The sequence below is a fragment of the Streptomyces hokutonensis genome (assembly GCF_000376565.1).
In the GTDB taxonomy this organism is placed as follows: Bacteria; Actinomycetota; Actinomycetes; order Streptomycetales; family Streptomycetaceae; genus Streptomyces; species Streptomyces hokutonensis.
The window spans coordinates 24,661-47,141 of sequence record NZ_BARG01000057.1 but is presented as its reverse complement, the minus strand read 5'-3'; the positions used below and the strand labels follow the sequence as shown (position 1 = coordinate 47,141).

At 69.6% G+C, this 22,481-nt stretch carries 21 protein-coding genes; 14 read left to right on the top strand and 7 right to left on the bottom strand.

Going from position 1 to position 22,481, the window contains the following annotated elements:
- Positions 1-303 precede the first annotated feature (303 nt).
- The 3 genes from rplM (at position 304) to glmM (ending at position 2,869) form a co-directional block, all read left to right on the top strand.
- Positions 304-747, top strand: a complete 444-nt coding sequence (gene rplM, locus SSP08S_RS34690; RefSeq protein ID WP_013001400.1) for a 50S ribosomal protein L13 — start codon at positions 304-306, stop codon at positions 745-747.
- Positions 748-788: 41 nt separating this feature from the next.
- Entirely contained in the window at positions 789-1,316 is a 528-nt protein-coding gene (rpsI, locus tag SSP08S_RS34685) for a 30S ribosomal protein S9 (RefSeq protein WP_019072263.1), read from the top strand.
- 194 nt (positions 1,317-1,510) lie between these two features.
- A complete protein-coding gene (glmM, locus tag SSP08S_RS34680) occupies positions 1,511-2,869 on the top strand; it encodes a phosphoglucosamine mutase (RefSeq protein ID WP_019072262.1) in 1,359 nt (452 codons plus the stop codon).
- Here glmM and SSP08S_RS34675 read toward each other — a convergent pair.
- Positions 2,866-3,810, bottom strand: a complete 945-nt coding sequence (locus SSP08S_RS34675; protein WP_019072261.1) for a DUF389 domain-containing protein — start codon at positions 3,808-3,810, stop codon at positions 2,866-2,868. The two genes, glmM and SSP08S_RS34675, sit on opposite strands and share 4 nt — an antisense overlap.
- Positions 3,811-3,832: 22 nt before the next feature.
- Positions 3,833-4,801: a type I pantothenate kinase gene (gene coaA / locus SSP08S_RS34670; protein ID WP_019072260.1), complete on the bottom strand. Its 969-nt coding sequence runs from the start codon at positions 4,799-4,801 to the stop codon at positions 3,833-3,835.
- 178 nt (positions 4,802-4,979) lie between these two features.
- Here coaA and glmS point away from each other — a divergent pair, with 178 nt between their 5' ends.
- Positions 4,980-6,827, top strand: a complete 1,848-nt coding sequence (gene glmS, locus SSP08S_RS34665) for a glutamine--fructose-6-phosphate transaminase (isomerizing) (protein ID WP_078532606.1) — start codon at positions 4,980-4,982, stop codon at positions 6,825-6,827.
- Between the two features lie 353 nt (positions 6,828-7,180).
- Here glmS and SSP08S_RS34660 read toward each other — a convergent pair whose 3' ends face one another.
- From SSP08S_RS34660 to SSP08S_RS34650, 3 genes are all read right to left on the bottom strand, one after another.
- On the bottom strand, positions 7,181-7,948 hold the full coding sequence (locus SSP08S_RS34660) for a DUF5995 family protein (protein WP_019072258.1): 768 nt from the start codon (positions 7,946-7,948) through the stop codon (positions 7,181-7,183).
- 90 nt (positions 7,949-8,038) lie between these two features.
- Complete coding sequence (locus SSP08S_RS34655; RefSeq protein ID WP_019072257.1) at positions 8,039-9,547, bottom strand: RICIN domain-containing protein; 1,509 nt, start codon at positions 9,545-9,547, stop codon at positions 8,039-8,041.
- 188 nt (positions 9,548-9,735) lie between these two features.
- Positions 9,736-10,620, bottom strand: a complete 885-nt coding sequence (locus SSP08S_RS34650) for an RNA polymerase sigma factor SigF (RefSeq protein WP_019072256.1) — start codon at positions 10,618-10,620, stop codon at positions 9,736-9,738.
- Positions 10,621-10,902: 282 nt separating this feature from the next.
- On the opposite strand from SSP08S_RS34650, the gene SSP08S_RS34645 reads away from it, so the two are divergent.
- From SSP08S_RS34645 to SSP08S_RS34620, 6 genes are all read left to right on the top strand, one after another.
- Positions 10,903-11,274: an STAS domain-containing protein gene (locus SSP08S_RS34645; RefSeq protein ID WP_019072255.1), complete on the top strand. Its 372-nt coding sequence runs from the start codon at positions 10,903-10,905 to the stop codon at positions 11,272-11,274.
- A 151-nt stretch (positions 11,275-11,425) separates the two neighbouring features.
- Positions 11,426-11,953 (top strand): ATP-binding protein, encoded by a 528-nt coding sequence (locus tag SSP08S_RS34640; RefSeq protein WP_026179089.1) that lies wholly within the window; start codon positions 11,426-11,428, stop codon positions 11,951-11,953.
- 161 nt (positions 11,954-12,114) lie between these two features.
- Entirely contained in the window at positions 12,115-12,816 is a 702-nt protein-coding gene (locus SSP08S_RS34635) for an LPXTG cell wall anchor domain-containing protein (protein ID WP_019072253.1), read from the top strand.
- Positions 12,817-12,847: 31 nt separating this feature from the next.
- Positions 12,848-13,690: a COG1470 family protein gene (locus tag SSP08S_RS34630; protein WP_019072252.1), complete on the top strand. Its 843-nt coding sequence runs from the start codon at positions 12,848-12,850 to the stop codon at positions 13,688-13,690.
- On the top strand, positions 13,687-14,799 hold the full coding sequence (locus tag SSP08S_RS34625; protein ID WP_019072251.1) for a hypothetical protein: 1,113 nt from the start codon (positions 13,687-13,689) through the stop codon (positions 14,797-14,799). The genes SSP08S_RS34630 and SSP08S_RS34625 overlap by 4 nt, the downstream gene beginning before the upstream one ends.
- 32 nt (positions 14,800-14,831) lie before the next feature.
- Positions 14,832-16,127, top strand: coding sequence for a hypothetical protein (locus tag SSP08S_RS34620; protein ID WP_019072250.1), 1,296 nt, complete (start codon positions 14,832-14,834; stop codon positions 16,125-16,127).
- 63 nt (positions 16,128-16,190) lie between these two features.
- Here SSP08S_RS34620 and SSP08S_RS34615 read toward each other — a convergent pair whose 3' ends face one another.
- Positions 16,191-17,687 (bottom strand): oligopeptide:H+ symporter, encoded by a 1,497-nt coding sequence (locus tag SSP08S_RS34615; RefSeq protein ID WP_019072249.1) that lies wholly within the window; start codon positions 17,685-17,687, stop codon positions 16,191-16,193.
- Between the two features lie 332 nt (positions 17,688-18,019).
- On the opposite strand from SSP08S_RS34615, the gene SSP08S_RS34610 reads away from it, so the two are divergent.
- Together SSP08S_RS34610 and SSP08S_RS34605 are read left to right on the top strand one after the other, a co-directional pair.
- On the top strand, positions 18,020-18,697 hold the full coding sequence (locus tag SSP08S_RS34610; RefSeq protein WP_174447603.1) for a response regulator transcription factor: 678 nt from the start codon (positions 18,020-18,022) through the stop codon (positions 18,695-18,697).
- 127 nt (positions 18,698-18,824) lie between these two features.
- Positions 18,825-20,102 (top strand): sensor histidine kinase, encoded by a 1,278-nt coding sequence (locus SSP08S_RS34605; RefSeq protein WP_026179088.1) that lies wholly within the window; start codon positions 18,825-18,827, stop codon positions 20,100-20,102.
- 15 nt (positions 20,103-20,117) lie between these two features.
- Here the strand turns inward: SSP08S_RS34605 and SSP08S_RS34600 are convergent, their stop codons facing one another.
- Entirely contained in the window at positions 20,118-20,630 is a 513-nt protein-coding gene (locus tag SSP08S_RS34600; RefSeq protein WP_019072246.1) for a GtrA family protein, read from the bottom strand.
- Positions 20,631-20,794: 164 nt separating this feature from the next.
- On the opposite strand from SSP08S_RS34600, the gene SSP08S_RS34595 reads away from it, so the two are divergent.
- Together SSP08S_RS34595 and purE are read left to right on the top strand one after the other, a co-directional pair.
- Positions 20,795-21,934 carry a 5-(carboxyamino)imidazole ribonucleotide synthase gene (locus SSP08S_RS34595; RefSeq protein WP_026179087.1) on the top strand — a complete coding sequence of 380 codons (1,140 nt, stop codon included), beginning with the start codon at positions 20,795-20,797 and terminating at the stop codon, positions 21,932-21,934.
- The gene (gene purE, locus SSP08S_RS34590) at positions 21,931-22,476 is read left to right on the top strand and encodes a 5-(carboxyamino)imidazole ribonucleotide mutase (RefSeq protein WP_078532605.1); all 546 of its coding nucleotides are present in this window, start codon (positions 21,931-21,933) and stop codon (positions 22,474-22,476) included. Before SSP08S_RS34595 ends, purE begins: the two co-directional genes overlap by 4 nt.
- Positions 22,477-22,481 lie beyond the last annotated feature (5 nt).

The following is a 22,481-nucleotide window of genomic DNA, read 5'->3' as shown; positions in this document are numbered from 1 at the left end:
CAACGAGGCCTGTGGGAACTGACGTTGGGATGTCGCGGTAAGTGTTTTCGCCGTCACTTTCCGCACGCGCTCCTTGCCGGTCCCGCCGCGTTTTGACCCGTCCGGCCAGGCACGAGTACTCTTACGGTTTGTTATGCGTATCGGCTTGGTCGTTCTCACACGAGAAGCCCCTACGTAGGTTCCCTGGAGCAGTTACCAGTGGGCGGCATACGGGCGCTGGACCCGGCACTGTCGTCCCCAGCTGCACGATCGCTTCAGTGATGCCAATTTCAGCACCCATCCACTGAAGAAGAAGGCTGCGAAGTGCGTACGTACAGCCCCAAGCCCGGCGATGTGACTCGCCAGTGGCACGTCATCGACGCCCAGGACATCGTCCTCGGCCGTCTGGCTACCACTGCCGCGAACCTCCTCCGCGGCAAGCACAAGCCGACCTATGCCCCGCACATGGACATGGGCGACTTCGTCATCATCATCAACGCCGACAAGGTTCACCTGTCCGGCAACAAGAAGACCCAGAAGCTGGCGTACCGCCACTCCGGCTACCCGGGTGGTCTGCGCTCCGTCCGTTACGACGAGCTGCTGGCGAAGAACCCCGAGAAGGCCGTCGAGAAGGCCATCAAGGGCATGATCCCCAAGAACACCCTGGGCCGTCAGATGATCTCGAAGCTGAAGGTCTACTCGGGCGACCAGCACCCGCACGCTGCGCAGCAGCCGGTGCCGTTCGAGATCACCCAGGTCGCGCAGTAGTTCCGGCCACACCCCTAAACAGAAAAGATCTGAGGAGAACCGTGGCCGAGACCACTGTTGAGCAGCCGGTCGAAGAGACCGAGACCGAGCTCGTCGACATCGAGAGCTACACCACCGAGTCCGAGGTGCCCGTCGAGGGCGAGTACACCTCCGAGTCGCTCGCCGGCCGCTTCGGCGACCCGCAGCCGGCCGCCGGCCTGGGCCGCCGCAAGAACGCCATCGCGCGCGTTCGCATCGTGCCCGGCACCGGCAAGTGGAAGGTCAACGGGCGCACGCTCGAGGACTACTTCCCGAACAAGGTCCACCAGCAGGAAGTCAACGAGCCCTTCAAGGTGCTCGAGCTCGACGGCCGCTACGACGTCATCGCCCGCATCTCGGGTGGCGGCGTCTCCGGCCAGGCCGGCGCCCTGCGCCTCGGCGTGGCCCGCGCGCTGAACGAGGCCGACGTGGACAACAACCGCGGCGCCCTCAAGAAGGCCGGTTACCTCCGTCGCGACGACCGTGCGGTCGAGCGCAAGAAGGCCGGTCTCAAGAAGGCCCGCAAGGCTCCGCAGTACAGCAAGCGCTAAGACTCGCCTGCTGTCTGTACTCCGAACGCCCCGGCGGCACGCCACTCGTGCCGTCGGGGCGTTCGTTTATCACAGACTGGGGCGTATAACGGCACAAGGCGCTCAAAGGCTTGTGTGATCGGATGAACAGGCATCGTATGCCTGGAACGCAGGACTTTCGCCCTGCAGAACTTTCGCCTTCCTCAGGAGGACAAGTGGGACGACTCTTCGGCACGGACGGCGTGCGCGGTGTCGCCAACGCGGATCTGACGGCCGAACTGGCCCTCGGCCTCTCCGTCGCGGCGGCGCATGTACTCGCCGAGGCGGGCACGTTCGCCGGCCACCGGGCAACGGCCGTGGTCGGGCGGGACCCGCGCGCGTCCGGGGAGTTCCTGGAGGCCGCCGTGGTCGCCGGCCTCGCCAGCTCGGGAGTGGACGTACTGCTCGTCGGTGTGCTGCCCACCCCCGCGGTGGCGTATCTCACCGGTGTGCTGGGCGCCGACCTCGGTGTGGTGCTCTCCGCGAGCCACAACGCCATGCCCGACAACGGCCTCAAGTTCCTCGCGCGCGGCGGGCACAAGCTCGACGACGAGCTGGAGGACCGGATCGAGAAGGTCTACGAGGAGCACCGCACCGGCGCCCCCTGGGACCGTCCGACCGGTTCGGGCGTCGGCCGGGTCCGGCACTACAACGAAGGCTTCGACCAGTACGTCGCCCATCTCATCGGCGTGCTCCCGAACCGGCTCGACGGGCTGAAGATCGTCCTCGACGAGGCGCACGGCGCCGCCGCCCGCGTCTCCCCGGAGGCCTTCTCCCGGGCCGGCGCCGAGATCATCACCATCGGCACCGACCCCGACGGCCTCAACATCAACGACGGCTGCGGTTCCACCCACCTCGGGCTGCTCAAGGCCGCCGTCGTCGAGCACGGCGCCGACTTCGGCATCGCGCACGACGGCGACGCCGACCGCTGCCTGGCCGTGGACCACACCGGCGAAGAGGTTGACGGGGACCAGATCATGGCCGTGCTCGCGCTGGCGATGCGGGAGCGTTCCGCACTGCGCTCCGACACCGTCGTCGCGACCGTCATGTCGAACCTCGGCTTCAAACTGGCCATGGAACGCGAGGGCCTCACCCTCGTCCAGACCGCGGTCGGCGACCGCTACGTCCTGGAGGAGATGAAGGAGCACGGCTACGCGCTGGGCGGCGAGCAGTCCGGGCACGTGATCATCCTGGACCACGCCACCACCGGCGACGGCACGCTGACCGGCCTGATGCTGGCGGCCCGGGTCGCCGACACCGGCCGTACGCTCAAGGACCTCGCGTCCGTGATGGTGCGGCTGCCGCAGGTGCTCATCAATGTGCCGGACGTGGACCGCACGCGGGTCGGCACGTCCGCGGACCTGGCTGCCGCGGTCGCCGAGGCGGAGCGTGAACTCGGGTCCACGGGGCGGGTGTTGCTGCGGCCTTCGGGTACGGAGCCGTTGGTGCGGGTGATGGTCGAGGCCGCCGACATCGACCAGGCGCGGTCTGTGGCCGGGCGGTTGGCCGACGCGGTGAAGTCGGCGCTCGGCTAGGAGAGTTCGGCGGGGGCGCGCTCACGTTGCCAGGCCCAGAAGGCCCGTTGGGCCAGCAGCGTGAGCGTGCCCGCCAGCACGATCCCGCCGAGGTTGGCGAGCAGCTGCCAAGTGGAGCCCCACGTCTGGGAGTAGTCCGTGTAGCTGAGGGCCACGGCGGCGTTCGCGGCGGCCGGGACGGTCGTCACCGAGATCGCCACCCCGATCAGCGCACCGGACTTCGCGGACGTCAGCGACAGCGTGCCCGCGATGCCGGCCAGGAACGCCACGACGAAGGACATCCAGTCCGGCTTCCAGATGAAGGCGGTGTTGGGCCGGGCCGCCTCCACCATGGACTTCTCGAACAGTCCGAAGGCGTCCAGCAGCCAACTGAAGCCCACCGTCAGCACCATGGCCACCGCGAACCCGGCGAGCAGCGCCCACAGCGACCGCCACACCAGCTGCGGCGCCTTCCGCACCAGCGCGGTCGAGATCCCCGCGAGCGGCCCGAACTCCGGTCCCACGGCCATCGCGCCCACGATCAGGATCGCGTTGTCCAGCATCACACCGCAGGCCGCGAGCATCGTGGCGACGGCCAGGAACGCGACGTAGGTGACGGTGAGCGTCGACTCCTCGTGCGTCGCGTCCGCCAGGTGCTCCCACAGCACCGCGTCCGCGCCCTCGCCGGGCGCCTCGTCCTGAGCCGTGTCGGCCCGCTCCGACAACGACAGGTCGATGTTCTCGACGGCGATCGAGCCGGTCCGGTCGACCCCCAACTCCCGCAGCCCGCCGATGAGTTCGTCACCGGCCTCGCGGGCGACATCGCACATCACGACATCGCCGGACGGGTTGCGGGCGGCGCCGGTCAGGACGACGAGATGCGTGGTGCCGACGGTCGTCTCGATCAGCCGGACCACGTCGTCGGTCCGGTCGGCGGGGGTGATCAGGCGCAGGTGCAGCATGACGCACTTCTATCAGGCGGCTCTACAGCTTCCGCAGGCTGAGCCGCCGCACCTTGTGGTCCGGGCCCTTGCGGACGACCAGGGTGGCGCGGCCCCGCGTGGGGGCGATGTTCTCGACCAGGTTGGGCTTGTTGATCGTGCGCCAGAGGGTGCGGGCGTAGTCGACGGCCTCGTCCTCGGAGACCTGGGTGTACTTGCGGAAGTACGAGTCCGGGTTCTGGAAGGCGGTCGCGCGCAGCTTGCGGAACCGGTTCAGGTACCAGCGCTCGATGTCCTCGGCGCTCGCGTCGACGTACACACTGAAGTCGAAGTAGTCGGCGAGACCGACCCGCGTACGGCCGTCCTTGCCGGGGAGCGCGGGCTGCAGCACGTTCAGCCCCTCCACGATCAGGATGTCGGGCCGCCGGACCGTGAGCCGCTGGTCGGGCACGATGTCGTAGATGAGGTGGGAGTACACGGGCGCGGTGACCTCGTCCTTGCCCGCCTTGATGTCGGCGACGAAACGGGTGAGCGCCCGGCGGTCGTACGACTCCGGGAACCCCTTCCGCGACATCAGCCCGCGCGCCTGCAGCTCCCGTGTGGGCAGCAGGAAGCCGTCGGTGGTGACCAGCTCGACGCGGGGGTGCTCGGGCCAGCGGGAGAGCAGCGCCTGGAGGAGGCGCGCGACGGTCGATTTCCCTACGGCCACGGAGCCGGCGACGCCTATCACGAACGGGGTGCCGGACTGGGAGCCCTGCTCGCCCAGGAAGGTGTTCAGGGCGCTTCTGAGGCCGTCCGTGGCGCCGACGTAGAGGTTGAGGAGTCTGGACAGCGGGAGGTAGATGTCCCGCACCTCGTCGAGGTCGATGACATCACCGAGACCGCGCAGCTTCTCGACCTCGTCGGCGGTGAGCGGCAGCGGCGTCTTGTCGCGCAGCGCGCTCCACTCGGCTCGGGTGAGGTCGACGTAGGGAGTCGCCTCCGGCTTGTGCCGGTGGGCGCTCCGGGGCATCGGGGAGACCGGAGAGATCACAGTCCATTGTTAACGGAGTTTGAACGGGGTGGTGGGTGGGGTGCGTCACCCCGGGTGTCCGGAAGCCATAGCAGGCGCTTCCATCGGTGGCCGGAATTTCCGAAATCGGGCACGAAGTGCCGTGTTCGGGAGGGCTTCGACGCCTAGGCTGCCGCGCATGTGCGGAATCGTGGGATACGTGGGGTCGCAGTCGGCGCTCGATGTGGTGATGGCCGGACTGAAGCGGCTGGAGTACCGGGGGTACGACTCGGCGGGCGTCGCCGTGCTCGCCGACGGCGGGCTGGCGGCGGCCAAGAAGGCCGGGAAGCTCGTCAATCTGGAGAAGGAACTGGTCGATCGGCCGCTGCCGGCGGGGTCGACCGGCATCGGGCACACGCGCTGGGCCACGCATGGCGGTCCTACGGACGCCAACGCCCACCCTCATCTCGACAACGCGGGGCGCGTCGCCGTCGTCCACAACGGCATCATCGAGAACTTCGCCTGTCTGCGGGCCGAGCTGACCGAGCGCGGGCACGATCTCGCCTCCGACACGGACACCGAGGTGGTCGCGCATCTGCTGGCCGAGGAGTTCTCGGCGTGCGCGGACCTCGCGGAGGCGATGCGGCAGGTGTGCCGGCGGCTGGAGGGCGCGTTCACGCTGGTCGCCGTACACGCGGACGAGCCGGACGTGGTCGTGGGCGCGCGGCGGAACTCGCCGCTCGTGGTCGGCGTCGGCGAGGGCGAGGCCTTTCTCGCCTCCGACGTCGCCGCGTTCATCGCCCATACGCGGTCCGCGATCGAGCTCGGCCAGGACCAGGTGGTGGAGCTGCGCCGCGACGGCGTGACGGTCACCGGTTTCGACGGCGCTCCGGCCGAGGTCCGCTCCTACCACGTCGACTGGGACGCCTCCGCCGCCGAGAAGGGCGGCTACGACTACTTCATGCTCAAGGAGATCGCCGAGCAGCCGAAGGCGGTCGCGGACACGCTGCTCGGCCGGATCGACGCGGCGGGCCTGCTCACGCTGGACGAAGTCCGCATCCCCGTCCACGAGTTGAGGGAGATCGACAAGGTCGTCATCGTCGCCTGCGGTACGGCCTTCCACGCCGGGCTGATCGCCAAGTACGCCATCGAGCACTGGACGCGTATCCCGTGCGAGGTGGAGCTGGCGAGCGAGTTCCGTTACCGGGACCCGATCCTGGGCGCGCGGTCCCTGGTCATCGCGATCTCGCAGTCCGGCGAGACGATGGACACGCTGATGGCGCTGCGGCACGCGAGGGAGCAGGGCTCAAAAGTCCTGGCCATCTGCAACACCAACGGCTCGACGATTCCCCGTGAGTCGGACGCGGTGCTGTACACGCACGCGGGTCCTGAGGTCGCCGTGGCGTCGACGAAGGCGTTCCTGACACAGCTGGTGGCGTGCTACCTGGTCGCCCTGTATCTCGGCCAGGTGCGGGGCACCAAGTGGGGCGACGAGATCCAGGCCGTCATCCGCGACCTCTCGCAGATCTCCGGCGAGGTCGAACGCGTGCTGGAAACCATGGAGCCGGTACGGGAGTTGGCGCGCTCGGTGGCCTCCAAGAACACCGTGCTGTTCCTCGGCCGCCATGTCGGCTACCCCGTCGCTCTCGAAGGCGCCCTGAAGCTCAAGGAGTTGGCGTACATGCACGCCGAGGGCTTCGCGGCGGGGGAGTTGAAGCACGGGCCGATCGCGCTGATCGAGGAGGGTATGCCGGTCGTGGTCGTCGTGCCCTCCCCGCGCGGCCGTTCCGTACTCCACGACAAGATCGTGTCCAACATCCAGGAGATCCGGGCGCGGGGCGCGATGACCATCGTCATCGCGGAGGAGGGCGACGAGACCGTCGTCCCGTACGCCGACCACCTGATCCGCATCCCCGCCACCCCCACCCTCCTCCAACCCCTCGTCGCCACCGTCCCGTTGCAGGTCTTCGCCTGCGAACTGGCCACGGCCCGCGGCAACGAGGTGGACCAGCCACGGAACCTGGCGAAGTCGGTGACGGTGGAGTGAGCGGCCTTCAGGCAACTGCCAGGACTTCAGCGAGACTTACGGCGGGACAGCCGAGCATTCCGGTCAGCGCGCGACGTTGACGCGGCGTCAGAGGGGTCACGAAGACCGCCGCTTCGGCGGCGGTCTTCTCGCAGAGCAGCGCTGCTTCCCGGCCCTTACCGGAGAAACAGCCGACGATCACGACATCGGCCCCTGTGACGACCGGGACCGGAGTGGGATGCCGGACGGGTTCCGCTCGATGAACTGGACGCCGGTCGCGCCGCCGACCCTGATGCATGGCCCACAGGCCAGGCGCACGTCATCCGCGGCGATACACGTTTTCACGCGCTCGACGCCAGGGACGGCCCAGTGCCTTACCCCGCCTTCTGCATCGCGTTGTCCAGGTGGGTGATGACCGCCGCCACGTCGTCGCTCTCCGTGTGGCGGATCAGTTCCAGGGCCGGGCGGACCAGGGCGCCCGGGCGGGCTATCAGGCGGGCGAGTACGGCGGCGCGGATGTCGAGGCGGTCGATGGTGGTCGCGCGTTCCGCTTCGGTCTGGCCGGCGAGCAGGACGGTGTTGTGCCAGGCCTCCGCGCGGGACTGGACGATGCTGAAGTCGAGGATCTGCTCGTCGGTGCGGCCGCCGACCCTGTCCAGGAGGGACAGGAGCGGGGACAGGGCGTCGACCGAGTCCTGCACCGCCAGGACCACCCGCGCGAGGATGTCGTTGATCAGCAGGTAGTCGTGCTGGAGGGCGTGGATGTCCGCGCCGGGGCTGGTCCGTGCGGCGGCGACGGCGAGGTCCAGGTTGATGTGGGCGTTCACGCCGAGGATCAGGTGCTGGACGATGACGGTGTCGCGGTCGTCCAGCAGCCCGAACGTCTCGCGCCAGCAGCGCGGTCCGCCGCGGTCGCGGAGCCAGGCGTCGTGGGCCTCGAAGTAGCGGTTGCCGAAGAGCGTGTCGAAACGGTCCATCCGGGGGCCGTCCTCGAACCGTCCCTCGTGGATGGCCTTGCGGATCTCGACGGTCACCTGTCGGTACAGGGCCGCGAAGTATCCGATCCGGTCTCCTGTGCGGGTCGCCTCCCGCACGATCTCGGCGAGCCCGTCCACGACCTCGTCGATGTTCTGTGCCGCCATGCCCAACTCCCTTTGCCGGAGCCACAGTTCGGACTGCCCAGTCTCACCGATACCGGCCGCTGCGGTACGGCTCACACGCACATGCGTGCTTCACCCCGCCCGCCACCGCTGCTCCGTGCCCCCGGTCAGCGGCTCCAGTGAAACCCCGTCACCGTCCCCCGGCGTCATCCCCGTCAGGATCGCGATCGCCGGGCGGATCACCCCGTCGTCGTCCACCGTGAACTTCAGGTTCTCGCCGTGACTCCCGCCCACCGAAGCGCACTCCCAGATGCCGACCCCCTTGTCCACGGACCCCCGGCTGTCCAGGCACAGGTCGGAGTCGGCGGACGACTGCACCACTCCGCGGGCCGAATCCACGCGCCACAGCTGGGTGTTGGACGAGGTGCAGGGGGCCGTGATCACATCCGTGCCCTCCGTCAGGTCGCCGTCCCGGACGTCCAGGCACCGGCTCGTGGAGACGTTCACGATCCGGGCGTAGGTGCCGTCGGGCGCGTGGGCGGTGGGAGAGGGGGTGGGGCTCGCCGAGTGCGTCGGCTTCGAACTCCGCGTCGGGGAAGGCGACTTGGAGGGTGACGTCGACGGCGTCACCGGGACCGTCGCCGTCACCGTCACCTCCGACGGGGTCGACGGGATCGCCACCGTGGCCGCCGCAGCGCCCGGACGCGGTGAGTCGCCCGGCCGCAGCAGGAAGAACAGCAGCGGCACCAACGCCACGCCCAGCGCCGCCGAGGCCAGCACCAGCCGGCGCGCGGGCGACCAGGTCGAGGGCGCCCAAGTCGCGGGAGTCCCAAGGGCGTTGCGGGTGTTGCCCCTCGCCTCGGCGCGGTCCCGCAGCGCGTACGACGCCCCCGCCCACGGCAGCAGCCCCTCCGCCAGCGTCGCCCGCGGAGCGTCCCGCAGCGCCGTCAGTTCCTCGTACGCGCCCGTGCAGTGGGCGCAGTGCGCCATGTGGGCGTGCAGATCGGCGCTGTCGCGGGGGTGGTCGGGGCGTACCGACTCCTCGATCAGGCGCCGGAAGTCACCGCAGCGCGGGTCGTCGGAGGCGGCCAGACGGGACTTCAGGCAGGCCTGGGCCATGGCCCGCAGGGCCCGTTCGGTGCCGTGGACGACGTCCTCGTGGGTGAGGCCGAGGAAGGCGGCGGTCACGGTCTCCGGTTCCCGCTCGACGACGCCGTACCAGACCAGGCCCTGGGTACGGGCGGGGAGGGACTGGAAGGCCGGGAGCATGGTGGGCTTCGGGGCCGCCGTGTTCAGGAGCAGGAGGAGGCCGGAATCCAGGCCGGCCGAGCGGTCGTCCAGGGACCACGAGGTGGCCACCCGCCCTGTCAGCAACAGGAGTTGGTGCCGCCAGGGGACTCCCGGGTCCACCCCGCGTGCCGTCTCCCGGGCCGCGAGGGTGAACGTCTGCGCCGCCAGCTGCCGTGCCGCCGACTCGCTCGTGGTGCACAGGCGGGCGTAGGACAGCACGGCGGGCTGGTGCCGGGCGCGGAGTTCCTGGAGCGCCGGATAGACCGTGGCCGGGCCGGCCCGCAGCAGTTCCGTGAGCCGCGCGTCGGAAGCGTCGGCCGATGCGTCGCCGTACTCCTCGGAGCGAACCATTCACCCGCCTCCTCGCGCCGGTCCTGACGTACCAGCCAGTTTGTCGGGTGACCATAGTGGTGGAAGAGGACCGGTGGGGAAAGAGGTTTCTGTGGGTAACCCGGCAGGGCCGGGGCGGGGGAACGCCTGAGCGCGGCGCACGCACACGCGCGCCGCGCTCAGTGGCGGGCAGGGGGACGGGCCGAGGGCTACTCCTCGACCGTCAGGCCCTTTCGCAGCTTCACCAGCGTCCGCGACAGCAGCCGCGACACATGCATCTGCGAGATGCCCAGTTCGTCGCCGATCTCCGACTGCGTCATGTTGGCGACGAAGCGCAGGGAGAGGATCTGCCGGTCCCGCTGCGGGAGTTCGGCGATCAGCGGCTTCAACGACTCGACGTACTCGATGCCTTCGAGCCCGTGGTCCTCGTATCCGATACGATCCGCGAGCGCGCCCTCGGAGTCGTCCTCCTCGGGCTGGGCGTCGAGTGAGCTGGCCGTGTAGGCATTTGACGCCGCCATGCCCTCCACGACCTCGTCGCGGGAGAGCTTCAGACGCTCCGCCAACTCGGCCACGGTGGGGGCGCGGTCGAGTTGCTGGGCCAGTTCGTCGCCGGCCTTGGCCAGGTCGAGCCGGAGTTCCTGCAGCCGGCGCGGGACGCGCACGGACCACGAGGTGTCGCGGAAGAAGCGCTTGATCTCACCGACGATGGTGGGCATCGCGAAGGTGGGGAACTCGACGCCGCGGCTGAGTTCGAAGCGGTCGATCGCCTTGATCAGGCCGATCGTGCCGACCTGGATGATGTCCTCCATCGGCTCGCTGCGCGAACGGAAGCGGGAGGCGGCGAACTTGACCAGCGCGAGGTTGAGTTCGACGAGCGTGTTGCGGACGTACGAGTACGCGTGCGTCCCTTCTTCGAGGGACTCCAGCCGCTCGAAGAGCGTCTTGGACAGAGCACGTGCGTCTACGGCTCCGACCTCGTCGTACGGGGGGATCTCGGGGAGCCCCTCGATGATGGGATTGGGATCCAGTTGTGCCGGTGGGGGTGTCGACGTCGCTGTCGGGGTAGGCGATGCGTCGAGCCGGGGTGACATGGTGTCCTCCATCGTTCTCGGCATATGGCTGCCGGAGCCGGTGCGTGCACTGCGGAGTGCGGCGCCTCCAAAGCCGGTCGTGTCGGTCGGGTCGATTGGTCGTAATCGCATGTCCAAAAACTTGTCCCTACTAGCCCTACCCGTTTTCCGGAGCCCGCCGCAAGTGCGCTGCGTACCCATATGTCCATTTATGGGCGGTTGTTCGGGTGTCGGAGAGTGTGAGGAAGGCGTAGTGTTCCAGGGCGAACGTCAACAGCCACGACCTCGGGAGAGAGAGACGGCATGGACCGCGGGACGGTCGGCAGCGCACAGTCTGGCCGGCTTCTGGTCGAGGTGCGGAAACAGGGCCTCAGCGCCGTCGTGACACCGGCGGGTGAGTTGGATCACCACACCGCCGATCTGTTGCGCGAGCCGCTGGACGACCTGCTCGCCCATGGGTACGCACGGCTCGTCGTGGACTGCTCACGGCTGGAGTTCTGCGACTCCACGGGCCTGAACGTACTGCTCGGCGCGCGCCTGAAGGCGGAAGCCGCGGACGGCGGAGTGCACCTCGCGGGGATGAAGCCCGCGGTGGCGCGCGTATTCGAGATCACAGGGGCGGATGCGGTCTTCACCGTCCACGACACCCTTGAGGCTGCTCTCGCCGACGAATAAGGGGTGTTTTGCCGGTTCGCCCGGGCAGGAGAACATCTGAACCTGTCGGCGACGGGAGCGACGAAAACGCCCATGGCCCACGTACTACTGACTGTTGAACACGTACCGACTCTTGACTCGTGAACCGGTGAATCGGTGAGGTGAAGCGCTGATGAGCACCACCCGGCCCTACCCGCCGGGCGACCGCCCGGAGCCCGGTGGCGCTACGGGGGCGCCCGCGGGGGGCGCTTCCGTGCCGTCCACCGGGGACGACGCCGAACCGGCCGTCGGCCGGCACACCCGCAGACTCAGTTTCGCGGGTGAGAGCGGGGTCGTCCCCCTCGCCCGCGACTTCGCCCGCCAGGCCCTCTACGCCTGGGGCTGGCTGCCCGCCGAGGGTGCCGACCGCCGCGCCGCCGCCGAGGACGTGCTTCTCGTCGTCTCCGAGCTGGTCACCAACGCCTGTCTGCACGCCGAAGGGCCGGACGAGATGTGGATCACCTGCGAGAACAAGGTGATCCGGGTCGAGGTCGCCGACCGCGGCACCGGCCAGCCCGCCCCCAGAACCCCGCACCGCGCCGGCCGCCCCGGTGGCCACGGCATGTTCATCGTGCAGCGGCTGTGCCTGGACTGGGGGGTCGTACGGACCCCGGGCGTCACCGGAAAGACCGTGTGGGCGGAGCTGGGAGCACCGGCCTAGCGCCGGCTCGGCGCCCACGGGAGCTCTACAAGAAAATCGTTTCCCCGACAACTGACGCACGCCGGATCGTCACAACTCCGGCGTGCGCTTTGCCTTCCCTCCTCACGACCCCGGGCGTACCTTGACGGCCGATCTGATGTGCCGTCAGGAATGAGGGGACCGTGTCGTACCAGAAACGAACCGCAGCGCTCGCGTCCGTCGCGGCCCTGGCCGGCTCGGCGGTATTCATGGCCGCCCCCGCAGCCCGGGCCGACGTGGTCGACGTCAACTACAAGTGCCAGACACCGATCGGCGTCAAGACCGCCGTCTCGCCCATCGACATCAAGGGCGTCAAGAGCGGCAGCGGCTACAAGCTCACCATGTCCTGGCAGAAGGGCGTCTCCTCCAGCCCTGTCGAACTCGGCAAGGGCGCGATGAGCCCGAGCGCCACCATCAAGGTGGGCGGCGCCGACAGCGGCACCGTCTCCGTGTCGGGCCCCGCCAACGCCGCCGCGATCCCCGCCAACACCCCCATCAAAATCAACGACTTGACCGGCACGTACACCCCGAAGGCCAGCGGCAAGGTCACATTCACCGCGGCCGTTCTCACCATCAAGGCCCTCGGCACGACGACCACGTGCACCCCCACCAACAGCCCAGGACCGTCCCTCACGCTGGACGTCACGGCGGCGGGCGGGTCATCGGGATCCAGCGGCTCGACCGGGAGTGACACCGGTACGGACTCCGGCGGCACGCTCCCCAAGACCGGCCCCGACGACTCGGTCATCGCCCTCGGCACGCTCGGCGGCACGGTGCTGCTCGCGGGCGCGGCGGGCACCCTGTGGCTGACCCGGCGCAACCAGACGGCCCGCGCCCGCCGTTGACAGCCCCCGCACGTCCGCCGTGGAGCCGCCCATGCTGTCGACCGCCCGCGTCCTGTGCCTGTCCCTCCTCGCCGTGCTGACGGCCGCGCCCACCGCGACGGCCGCCGACGGCTGGTCCCTCGCGCCCGCGGGCGGCGGACGCCCGGCCTGCTACGCCGAGGGCGAGCCCGGTACGACCCTCCAGGACACGGTGTCCGTGACCAACCCCACCACCCGGCCGGTCACCGTACGACTGCGCGGCACGGGCGTGCCGATCACCTTCGCCGCGACGGCGGTTCGGGTCCCCGCCCGTACCCGGGCCGACATCCCGTTCACGGTGAACGTCCCCGCCACCGCCGCACCCGGCGACCGCACCGGCACGATCGCGGCCCGCGACACGGACGGCCGGGAGGCGACGGTACGACTCCAACTCCGCGTCAACGGCCCCGAGTTGTCCGCACTGACCGTCGAACACCTCGCCGTACACGGCGACCGCATCACCTACGACCTGGTCAACCGCGGCACCACACCCCTCACCCCGAGCCTCGCCGTCCACGCCACCGGCCTCCTCGGTGCCCGCCTCGACCGCGCCCCGCGCACCCTCCCCGTCCAGCTCCCGCCCGGCCGCCGCCTGAAACTCACCGAACCCTGGCACCGCCCCGCCCTCGACGCGGTCGACCTCCGCCTCACCGTCACGGCACCGGGCGGCGCCCACGACACGGCGGAGACATCGGCACGCTTCGTGCCCTGGGGCGCGGTGGCGGCAACCGCGGGTGCGCTGACGGCCGGGGGCGCGCTGTTTCTCGTACGACGCCGGCGGCGCCGTAGGGACGACGACGGTCGCGCGGCCGAACCTCCGCGCACGGAAGCCGAGTTGACGGGAGCGGTGATGTGAGCGGCAAGGTGCGGATCTCGGCGCTGGTGGCGGCGGTCGCGCTGCTTCTGCTGTCGTGGGCGGGGGCGACACCGGTCGCGGCGGCCGACGGACCGAAGGTGACGCTCTCCAAGTCGCAGGCGGGGACCGGCGGTTCGATCACCGTCTCCGGCAGCGGCTGGCGGACGCACGCCCTGCTGATGGTGCTGATCTGCGGGCAGGCCACGCCCGCGCGCGGGGTGATCGGCGGCACCAACTCCTGTGCCAACGCGGACGGCCGGGCCGTCACGACCGACGCCAAGGGCGTCTTCAGCAAGAAACTGCCGGTGTCCGAACCGCCGGTGCCCTGCCCGTGCGTGGTGCATGTGGCGACGGTGACCGGGGCGAGCGCGTCGGCGGACGCCGTCTTCCAGGTGGCGGGCCACGCGGTCGAACCACTGCCCGCCGAGCCGTCGACCGGACGGCTGTCGGTCCTCTCCGACACCCGACTGGACGGTTCCAGCGGGCTGTTGACCTGGTTCGGGGCACCCGCGTCCCGCACGCTCGTCTTCACCGTCGGCAACGCAGGCTCGTCCCCCGTCAAGAACCCCGTGTTCCAAGTCGGCACCTCCCACGGGGTGTTCGCACCGCAGTGGGACGACCAGCAGTTCAGCGGCACGATCGCGCCCGGCGGCAAGGCGGAGATCAAGCTCCCGGTCGAACTGTCGGCCGGGGCGCACGGCGACTACAGCGTCTCCCTCAAGTACGGCGGCCGGGTGCTCGCCGAGGAGCCGTGGGGCGTGGGCCGCCCCTGGGGCGTGACCCTGTTCTGGATCCTGCTCTGCGTGGTCGTACCGGCGGCGGTGTTCCGCGTCGGCATGGCCGTGGTGGACCGGCTACGGCCGCGCAAGGCGGGCCGCAGCAAGGGACCGGCCCGGCACCGGGGCCTGCGCCTGCGACCGCGGTTGCCCGAACAACTCGCCCTGCGCCTGCCGAAGTCCGGCACGCCCGCACCGACCACGACCCCCGTGACCTCGACCCTGCCGTGGTTCACCCCGGACTCCGATCCGGGCACGGCCGGCCGGCTCTCCGCACCGCACGACGACAGTCCGACGAGTCCAACGACTCCCACCAGGAAGGGACTTCAGTGAGAAAGCGAAGGAGAGTCATACCGGCCGGCGGAATGAGGGCGGGTGCGGCGGCCGCCGCGATGGTTCTCGGCGGCGCGGGCGTCCTGCTCGGCATGAGCGCCGGGTCCGCGCAGGCCGCCGAGGTGTCCTACGCCACCCACTGCGTGCCGCCCGCGGGCATCGACCCCGTCGACGGCACCACCAAGGTCGAGATCACCGCGCCCGCCACGGCACACGTCGGCGACACGGTCGACGTCGTGTGGAAGTTCACGCAGGCCGCGTCCAAGAACCCCGACATCATCGACCTGCCCGCCAACTCCGTTCAGCCGTCGGGGACTTTGAAGGCGGGAGGCGCGCAGACCGCCGACATCGCGATGCTGGGTCCGCGCGAGAACCCGGCGATTCCCAAGGGCGGCGCGATGACGCTGTCCGACATGAAGGGCACCCTGAAACTCACCACGGCCGGCGAGGTGACGCTGACGCCGGGCGCGTACACGGTCAACGCGTTCGGGACGGACACCAAGTGCGCGCCGACGGTGACGGTTCCGACGTCGGCGACGATCGACGTCACGGCGGGGGACGGCAGTTCGCCGAGCACGACACCGACCCCGACGGACTCGACATCCGCATCGGAGTCCGCGTCCGAATCCGCCTCCGGATCGGCCTCCGAGTCCGCGTCGAGCAGCCCCAGCGACTCTGCATCCGCCAGCGCGAGCGACGGCACCGGCCAGACCGACTTCACCGGCAAAGAGGTCTCCGTCCCGTACGCGTGCAAGACGCCCATCGGTGACAAGAGCGCGACCTCGCCCGTGCAGATCAACGCCAAGAAGGACGGCGGGAGTTACGACCTCACCGTGCAGTTCAACGGCTCCGTGATGGACAGCCCCGCCGACATCCCGGCGAACTCCGTCAGCCCCTCGATGGAGGTGGTCCTCGGCGGCGCGGACAAGGGCACCGTGCATGTGGAGGGACCGACGAACTCCTCCGCCATCAAGTCCGGCGACCCGATCGAGATCCCCGACCTGACCGGCACGTACAAGCCCGGCGCGAGCGGTACGTCGACGCTGGCTCCCGGGGTTCTGACGGTCAAGGCCCTCGGCACGACGACGACCTGCACGCCGACCAAGTCCGAGGTGTCGCTGACCCTGGACACCACGGAGCAGGCGAGCGGCGCGTCCGGCAGCACGACGTCTTCTGGTGGTACGTCGACGTCGTCCTCGGGCGGGCTCGCGGAGACCGGCTCCGACAGCCACGGCGGTCTCAAGGCGCTCGGGCTGGTGTCCGGTACGGCGATCCTGTTGGGTGTGGCGGTGTTTACGTTCCTGCCGGGGCGGAGGCGGCTGCGGTAGACAAGTGCGGGTTGGCCACTGGCAAGAAGCGAGTGGCCAACCAGCACCGTCAGAACTCCGGCGTCAGTGCACATCCCCCATGAGCTCCCGCACCTTCTTCCGGTACATCCACACCGCCGCACCGGCGAGCACCGCGAGAACGGCCTGCAACGCGACGATGCCGGTCTTGTTCAGGTCCACTCCGGCGATCGACAGCAGACCCGTCGTCGCGTCGCCCGCGGTGACCGCGAGGAACCAGACGCCCATCATCTGGGAGGCGTACTTGGCGGGAGCCATCTTCGTGGTGACGGAGAGGCCGACGGGGGAGAGGGTCAGTTCGCCGACCGTCTGGACGAAGTAGATCGCCACGAGCCACATCGCCGCCGCCTTGTGGCCGCCGTCGGCGATCGCGAGCGGGGCCAGGAAGAGGAAGAAGGACGCGCCGATGAGGATGAGGCCCATCGCGAACTTCGTGGCCGTGCTCGGCTCCTTGCCGCGGCGGGCCAGGGCCAGCCAGGCCCAGGCGAAGACCGGGGCGAGGGCCATGATGAGGACGGGGTTGACCGACTGGTACCAGGAGACCGGGAAGTCCCAGCCGAAGACGGTGTTCTTGGCGGAGGAGTCGGCGAACAGGGACACCGTCGAGCCGCCCTGGTCGTAGATCATCCAGAACACGGCCGCGGCGACGAAGAACCAGATGTACGCGGACATCTTCGACTGGTCGGCGCGGTCGAGGGTCTTGTCGCGCTTGATGCGGGCGATGACCAGGACCGGGATGAGCAGACCGGCGACGGTGATCGGGACGAGCAGCCAGTTCAGCGTGTAGTGGCCGGAGAAGCCGACGACCGCGTAGAAGACGATCGCGACGGCCGCCCAGAGGCCCGACTTGCGGAGCGTGGCCGCCTTCTCCTCGGCGGACAGCGGCGTGGGGACGACGTCCGAGCGGGAGCTGAGGTGGCGGGTGCCGAGCAGGTACTGCGCGAGGCCCAGCGCCATGCCGACCGCGGCGAGCGCGAAGCCGAGGTGCCAGTTGACGTTCTCACCGACGGTGCCGATGACCAGCGGTGCGGCGAACGCGCCGAGGTTGATGCCGATGTAGAAGAGGGTGAAGCCGCCGTCGCGGCGCGGGTCGTCGGGGCCCTCGTAGAGGTGGCCGACCATCGTGGAGATGTTGGCCTTGAGGAGACCCGAGCCGATCGCGACCAGGCCGAGACCTGCGAAGAACGTGCCCGAGGTGGGGAGGGCGAGCGTGAGGTGGCCGAGCATGATGATCACGCCGGCGACCGCGACGGTCTTGCGGGGGCCGAGGACCCGGTCCGCGAACCAGCCGCCGGGCAGGGCGAGCAGGTACACGAGGGACAGGTACACCGAGTAGATCGCGGTAGCGGTGGCCGCGCTCAGGTGGAGGCCGCCGGGGGCGACCAGGTACAGGGGAAGCAGGGCCCTCATGCCGTAGTAGGAGAAGCGCTCCCACATCTCGGTCATGAAGAGTGTGGCCAGTCCGCGGGGGTGGCCGAAGAAGGTCTTCTCGGAACCGGGGGTGCCCGGAGTCACCGAGTCCTTCGTCAGGCTGGACGCCATGGTCGATCCTTGCTGGTCGGGCCTTGTTGGCCGGGGGCCGCACACAAAAAAGACCTTCAGCAGTAAATGCTCGCCAAAGGTCCCCGGTGTCACTACAAGCGGTCAGGTCACCATACGGCAGGACAGTGCCGGATATGGAAGGACTTGAGACACGGATCACAGGAAGAAGTGGAACCGTGGGCGCCGATTCGAAGGTGGATATCAGGATGGCATCCCACAGGCACAGGTTCCGACCACATCCTTCACCGGAGCACACCCGACTTGCCCCAAGGTAAGAATCACTCGTGGCGATCACACCCCGACCGCTGTCCGAGGCGGACTACCATCACCTCATGACCCGTGTACTGCTCGCCGAGGACGACGCGTCCATCTCGGAGCCGCTGGCCCGCGCTTTGCGACGGGAAGGTTACGAGGTCGAGGTGCGCGAGGACGGACCGACAGCGCTCGATGCCGGCATCCAGGGCGGCATCGACCTGTGTGTCCTGGACCTGGGCCTGCCCGGCATGGACGGCCTTGAAGTGGCCCGCCGACTGCGCGCCGAGGGCCACACCGTCCCGATCCTCATCCTGACCGCGCGCGCCGACGAGGTGGACACCGTCGTGGGCCTCGACGCGGGCGCCGACGACTACGTCACCAAACCCTTCCGGCTCGCCGAACTGCTCGCCCGTGTCCGGGCCCTGCTGCGGCGCGGCGCCGCGGAGCCGGCGCAGCCGCCGGCCACGCACGGCGTGCGGATCGACGTCGAGTCGCACCGCGCGTGGATGGGTGACGAGGAACTCCAGCTCACCGCCAAGGAGTTCGACCTGCTGCGCGTTCTCGTGCGGGACGCGGGGCGGGTGGTGACTCGTGACCAGTTGATGCGCGAGGTCTGGGACACCACGTGGTGGTCGTCCACCAAGACCCTCGACATGCACATCTCCTGGCTGCGGAAGAAGCTCGGTGACGATGCGGCGAATCCTCGGTACATCGCCACCGTGCGTGGTGTCGGGTTCCGGTTCGAAAAGAGCTAGGTCGGCTACGCGCGTTGCGCCGTGGGTGGCTGGTGTGATGTGTGCGACTGGCCGTCGTCTTGGGCTGGTCGCGCAGTTCCCCGCGCCCCTGACGGGGCGCTGAAGTCGCCGTTTCCCGGAGAGTGCCGTGCGTCGTCGTCTTATTCAGTCCACGCTCGCCGTGGTGCTCGTGGTCATCGCCGTGTTCGGTGTGTCCCTTGTCATCGTCGAGACGCGCACGATCAGCAACAGCGCCCAGGAACGCGTGGATTCCGAGGCGCTCCGGCTGGCCAGCATCGTGGACAGCCGGATCCTCGGCGCGGAGATCGTCGACTCGGAGGTGCTGCGCACCCAGGTCACGGAGGACCGTTACGCCGTGATCCGCATCCCCGGCGACCCGGTGATCGAGGTCGGCACCAAGCCGGCGGGTGACGTCATCCGCTCCACCGCCAAGGGCGAGGAGGGCGAGACGGTCACCGTGATGGAGCCGCGCTCGACCGTGACCCGTGAGGTCGGGCGGACGCTGCTGATCATCGGCGCCGTGGCGCTGCTCGCCGTGGTGGCCGCCGTACTGCTCGCGGTGCGGCAGGCCAACCGGCTCGCCTCGCCGCTCACCGACCTCGCGGAGACCGCCGAGCGGCTGGGGTCGGGTGACCCGCGGCCCCGGCACAAGCGGTACAGCGTCCCGGAGCTGGACCGGGTCGCCGATGTCCTCGACTCCTCCGCCGAGCGCATCGCCCGCATGCTCACCGCCGAGCGCAGGCTCGCCGCGGACGCCTCGCACCAGTTGCGTACGCCGCTGACCGCGCTGTCCATGCGCCTCGAGGAGATCACCCTCACGGACGACCCGGACACGGTGAAGGAGGAGGCGACGATCGCGCTCACGCAGGTCGAGCGGCTCACCGATGTCGTGGAGCGGCTGCTGACCAACGCGCGTGACCCCCGTACGGGCTCCGCCGTCTCCTTCGATCTCGACGAGGTCATCCAGCAGCAGCTGGCCGAGTGGCGGCCCGCCTACCGCAGCTCCGGCCGCGCGATCGTCAGCTCGGGCAAGCGGCATCTGCAGGCCGTCGGCACACCGGGGGCCGTAGCCCAGGTACTCGCCGCGCTGATCGAGAACTCGCTGATGCACGGCGGCGGCACGGTCGCCCTGCGCACCCGTGTCACCGGCAACCAGGCCGTCGTGGAGGTCACGGACGAGGGTCCGGGGGTTCCGACCGATCTCGGTGCGCGGATCTTCGAGCGGACGATCAGCGGCCGCAACTCCACGGGGATCGGCCTGGCGGTCGCCCGTGACCTCGCGGAGGCGGACGGCGGCCGGCTGGAGATGCTGCAGGCGCAGCCGCCGGTGTTCGGGCTGTTCCTGTCGCGCACACCGCCGACGAAGCGGCTGCCGGCGGACGAGGAAGAGCCCACGGTCCGCTGAGGAGCGAGGTCCGGTTCAGCTCACGCGCTGCTTGGGGCGGGGCAGTGGCTGCGGCTCCGACGGCTTAGGAAAAGCCTCGGCGTCCAGGACCGCTTCCTCGGCCGGCAGCGCCTTGAACACCCAGGTGCGGTACGACCAGAAGCGGAACAGCGTCGCGATGCCGATGCCGAGCACCTTGAAGACGTTGCGCTGGAGCGAGCTGTCCCAGCCGAAGCCGTAGATCGCCGCGAACAGGACGCCGTTCTCGATCACCAGGCCGACCAGGCTGAACGCCAGGAACAGGGTGAGTTCCTTGGTACGGGCGCTCTTGTCGCGGTCACGGTAGGTGAAGTAGCGGAAGCCGACGTAGTTGCACCCGATGGCGACGATCGTCGCGATCACATTGGCGCGCACGGCCTGCAGGCTGGTCAGATGCCACAGCAGGTTGGAGACCGCGAAGTTCACCACGGTGCCCACCACGCCCACCGCGCCGAACTTGGCGACCTCGCGCGCGAGCCGTTTGAAAGGCCCTTCGGAACCACGTTCCATGGTTGTGCAGGCCCCTGTCATCTCGGATTCGTCGACCCAGCCATGCTAACCATCGCATTCCCCCGCCGCCCGTGAAGCCGCTCACAGGTCGGGAAGAGACCCGGAAAAGAACGGTAAGAGGTACGGAAATCGGGCCGCCGCGGCGTGACCGATACCCTGGGGGAGTGACGTTCCCGGTAGTCGGCATGGTCGGCGGGGGGCAGCTCGCTCGTATGACACACGAGGCGGGCATCCCGCTCGGCATCAGATTCAAGCTCCTCAGTGACACCCCTCAGGATTCCGCGGCGCAGGTCGTCGGCGATGTCGTCATCGGCGACTATCGCGACCTCGACACGCTGCGTGAGTTCGCGCGGGGCTGCGATGTGATCACCTTCGATCACGAACACGTACCCACCGAGCATCTGCGCGCCCTGGAGGCGGACGGCATCCCCGTGCGCCCGGGCCCGGACGCGCTCGTGCACGCCCAGGACAAGGGCGTGATGCGGGCCAAGCTCGTCGAGATCGGTGTGCCGTGCCCGAGGCACCGCATCGTCGCCGATCCGGCGGATGTCGTCGCCTTCGCGGCGGAGGGGGACGGCTTCCCGGTCGTCCTCAAGACCGTGCGCGGCGGCTACGACGGCAAGGGCGTGTGGGTCGTGGACAGCCCGGAGGAGGCCGCTGACCCCTTCCGCGCCGGTGTCCCGGTCCTCGCGGAGGAGAAGGTCGACTTCGTACGGGAGCTGGCGGCGAACGTCGTCCGCTCCCCGCACGGGCAGGCCGTCGCCTACCCGGTCGTCGAGTCCCAGCAGGTGAACGGCGTCTGCGACACGGTCATCGCCCCCGCCCCCGACCTCGACGAGTCCCTCGCCCTCCAGGCCGAGGAGATGGCGCTGCGCATCGCCAAGGAACTCGGTGTCGTCGGCCATCTCGCCGTCGAGCTGTTCCAGACCGGCGACGGCCGCATCCTCGTCAACGAACTCGCGATGCGCCCGCACAACTCCGGCCACTGGACCCAGGACGGCGCGGTCACCAGCCAGTTCGCCAACCACGTCCGCGCGGTCCTCGACCTCCCGCTCGGCGACCCGCGCGCCCGCGCCCCCTGGACCGTGATGTGCAACGTCCTGGGCGGCGACTACCCGGACATGTACTCCGCGTACCTGCACTGCATGGCCCGCGACCCCCAGCTGAAGATCCACATGTACGGCAAGGACGTGAAGCCCGGCCGCAAGGTGGGCCACGTCAACACCTACGGCACCGACCTGGCCGACGTCCTGGACCGCGCCCGCCACGCAGCCGGCTATCTGAGAGGCACGATCACCGAATGAGCTCCGTCGCAGGACCCGCCGTCGTTGGAATCGTCATGGGGTCGGACTCCGACTGGCCCGTCATGGAGGCCGCCGCGAAGGCGCTCGACGAGTTCGAGATCGGCTACGAGGTCGACGTCGTCTCCGCGCACCGCATGCCGCGCGAGATGATCACGTACGGCGAGCAGGCCGACGGCCGCGGCCTCAAGGTGATCATCGCGGGCGCGGGCGGCGCCGCCCACCTCCCGGGCATGCTCGCCTCGGTGACCCCGCTGCCGGTGATCGGCGTCCCCGTACCGCTGAAGTACCTGGACGGCATGGACTCGCTGCTGTCGATCGTGCAGATGCCGGCCGGTGTCCCCGTCGCCACCGTCTCGGTCGCCGGCGCGCGCAACGCGGGCCTGCTCGCCGCCCGCATCCTCGCCACCCACGACGAGGAACTCCTCGTCCGGATGCGGGAGTTCCAGCAGGAGCTGAACGACCAGGCCACCGAGAAGGGCAAGCGGCTGCGCGCCAAGGTCGAGAGCGGCGCCGGCGGCAGCGGCTTCGGCTTCGGGAAGTGACGGGC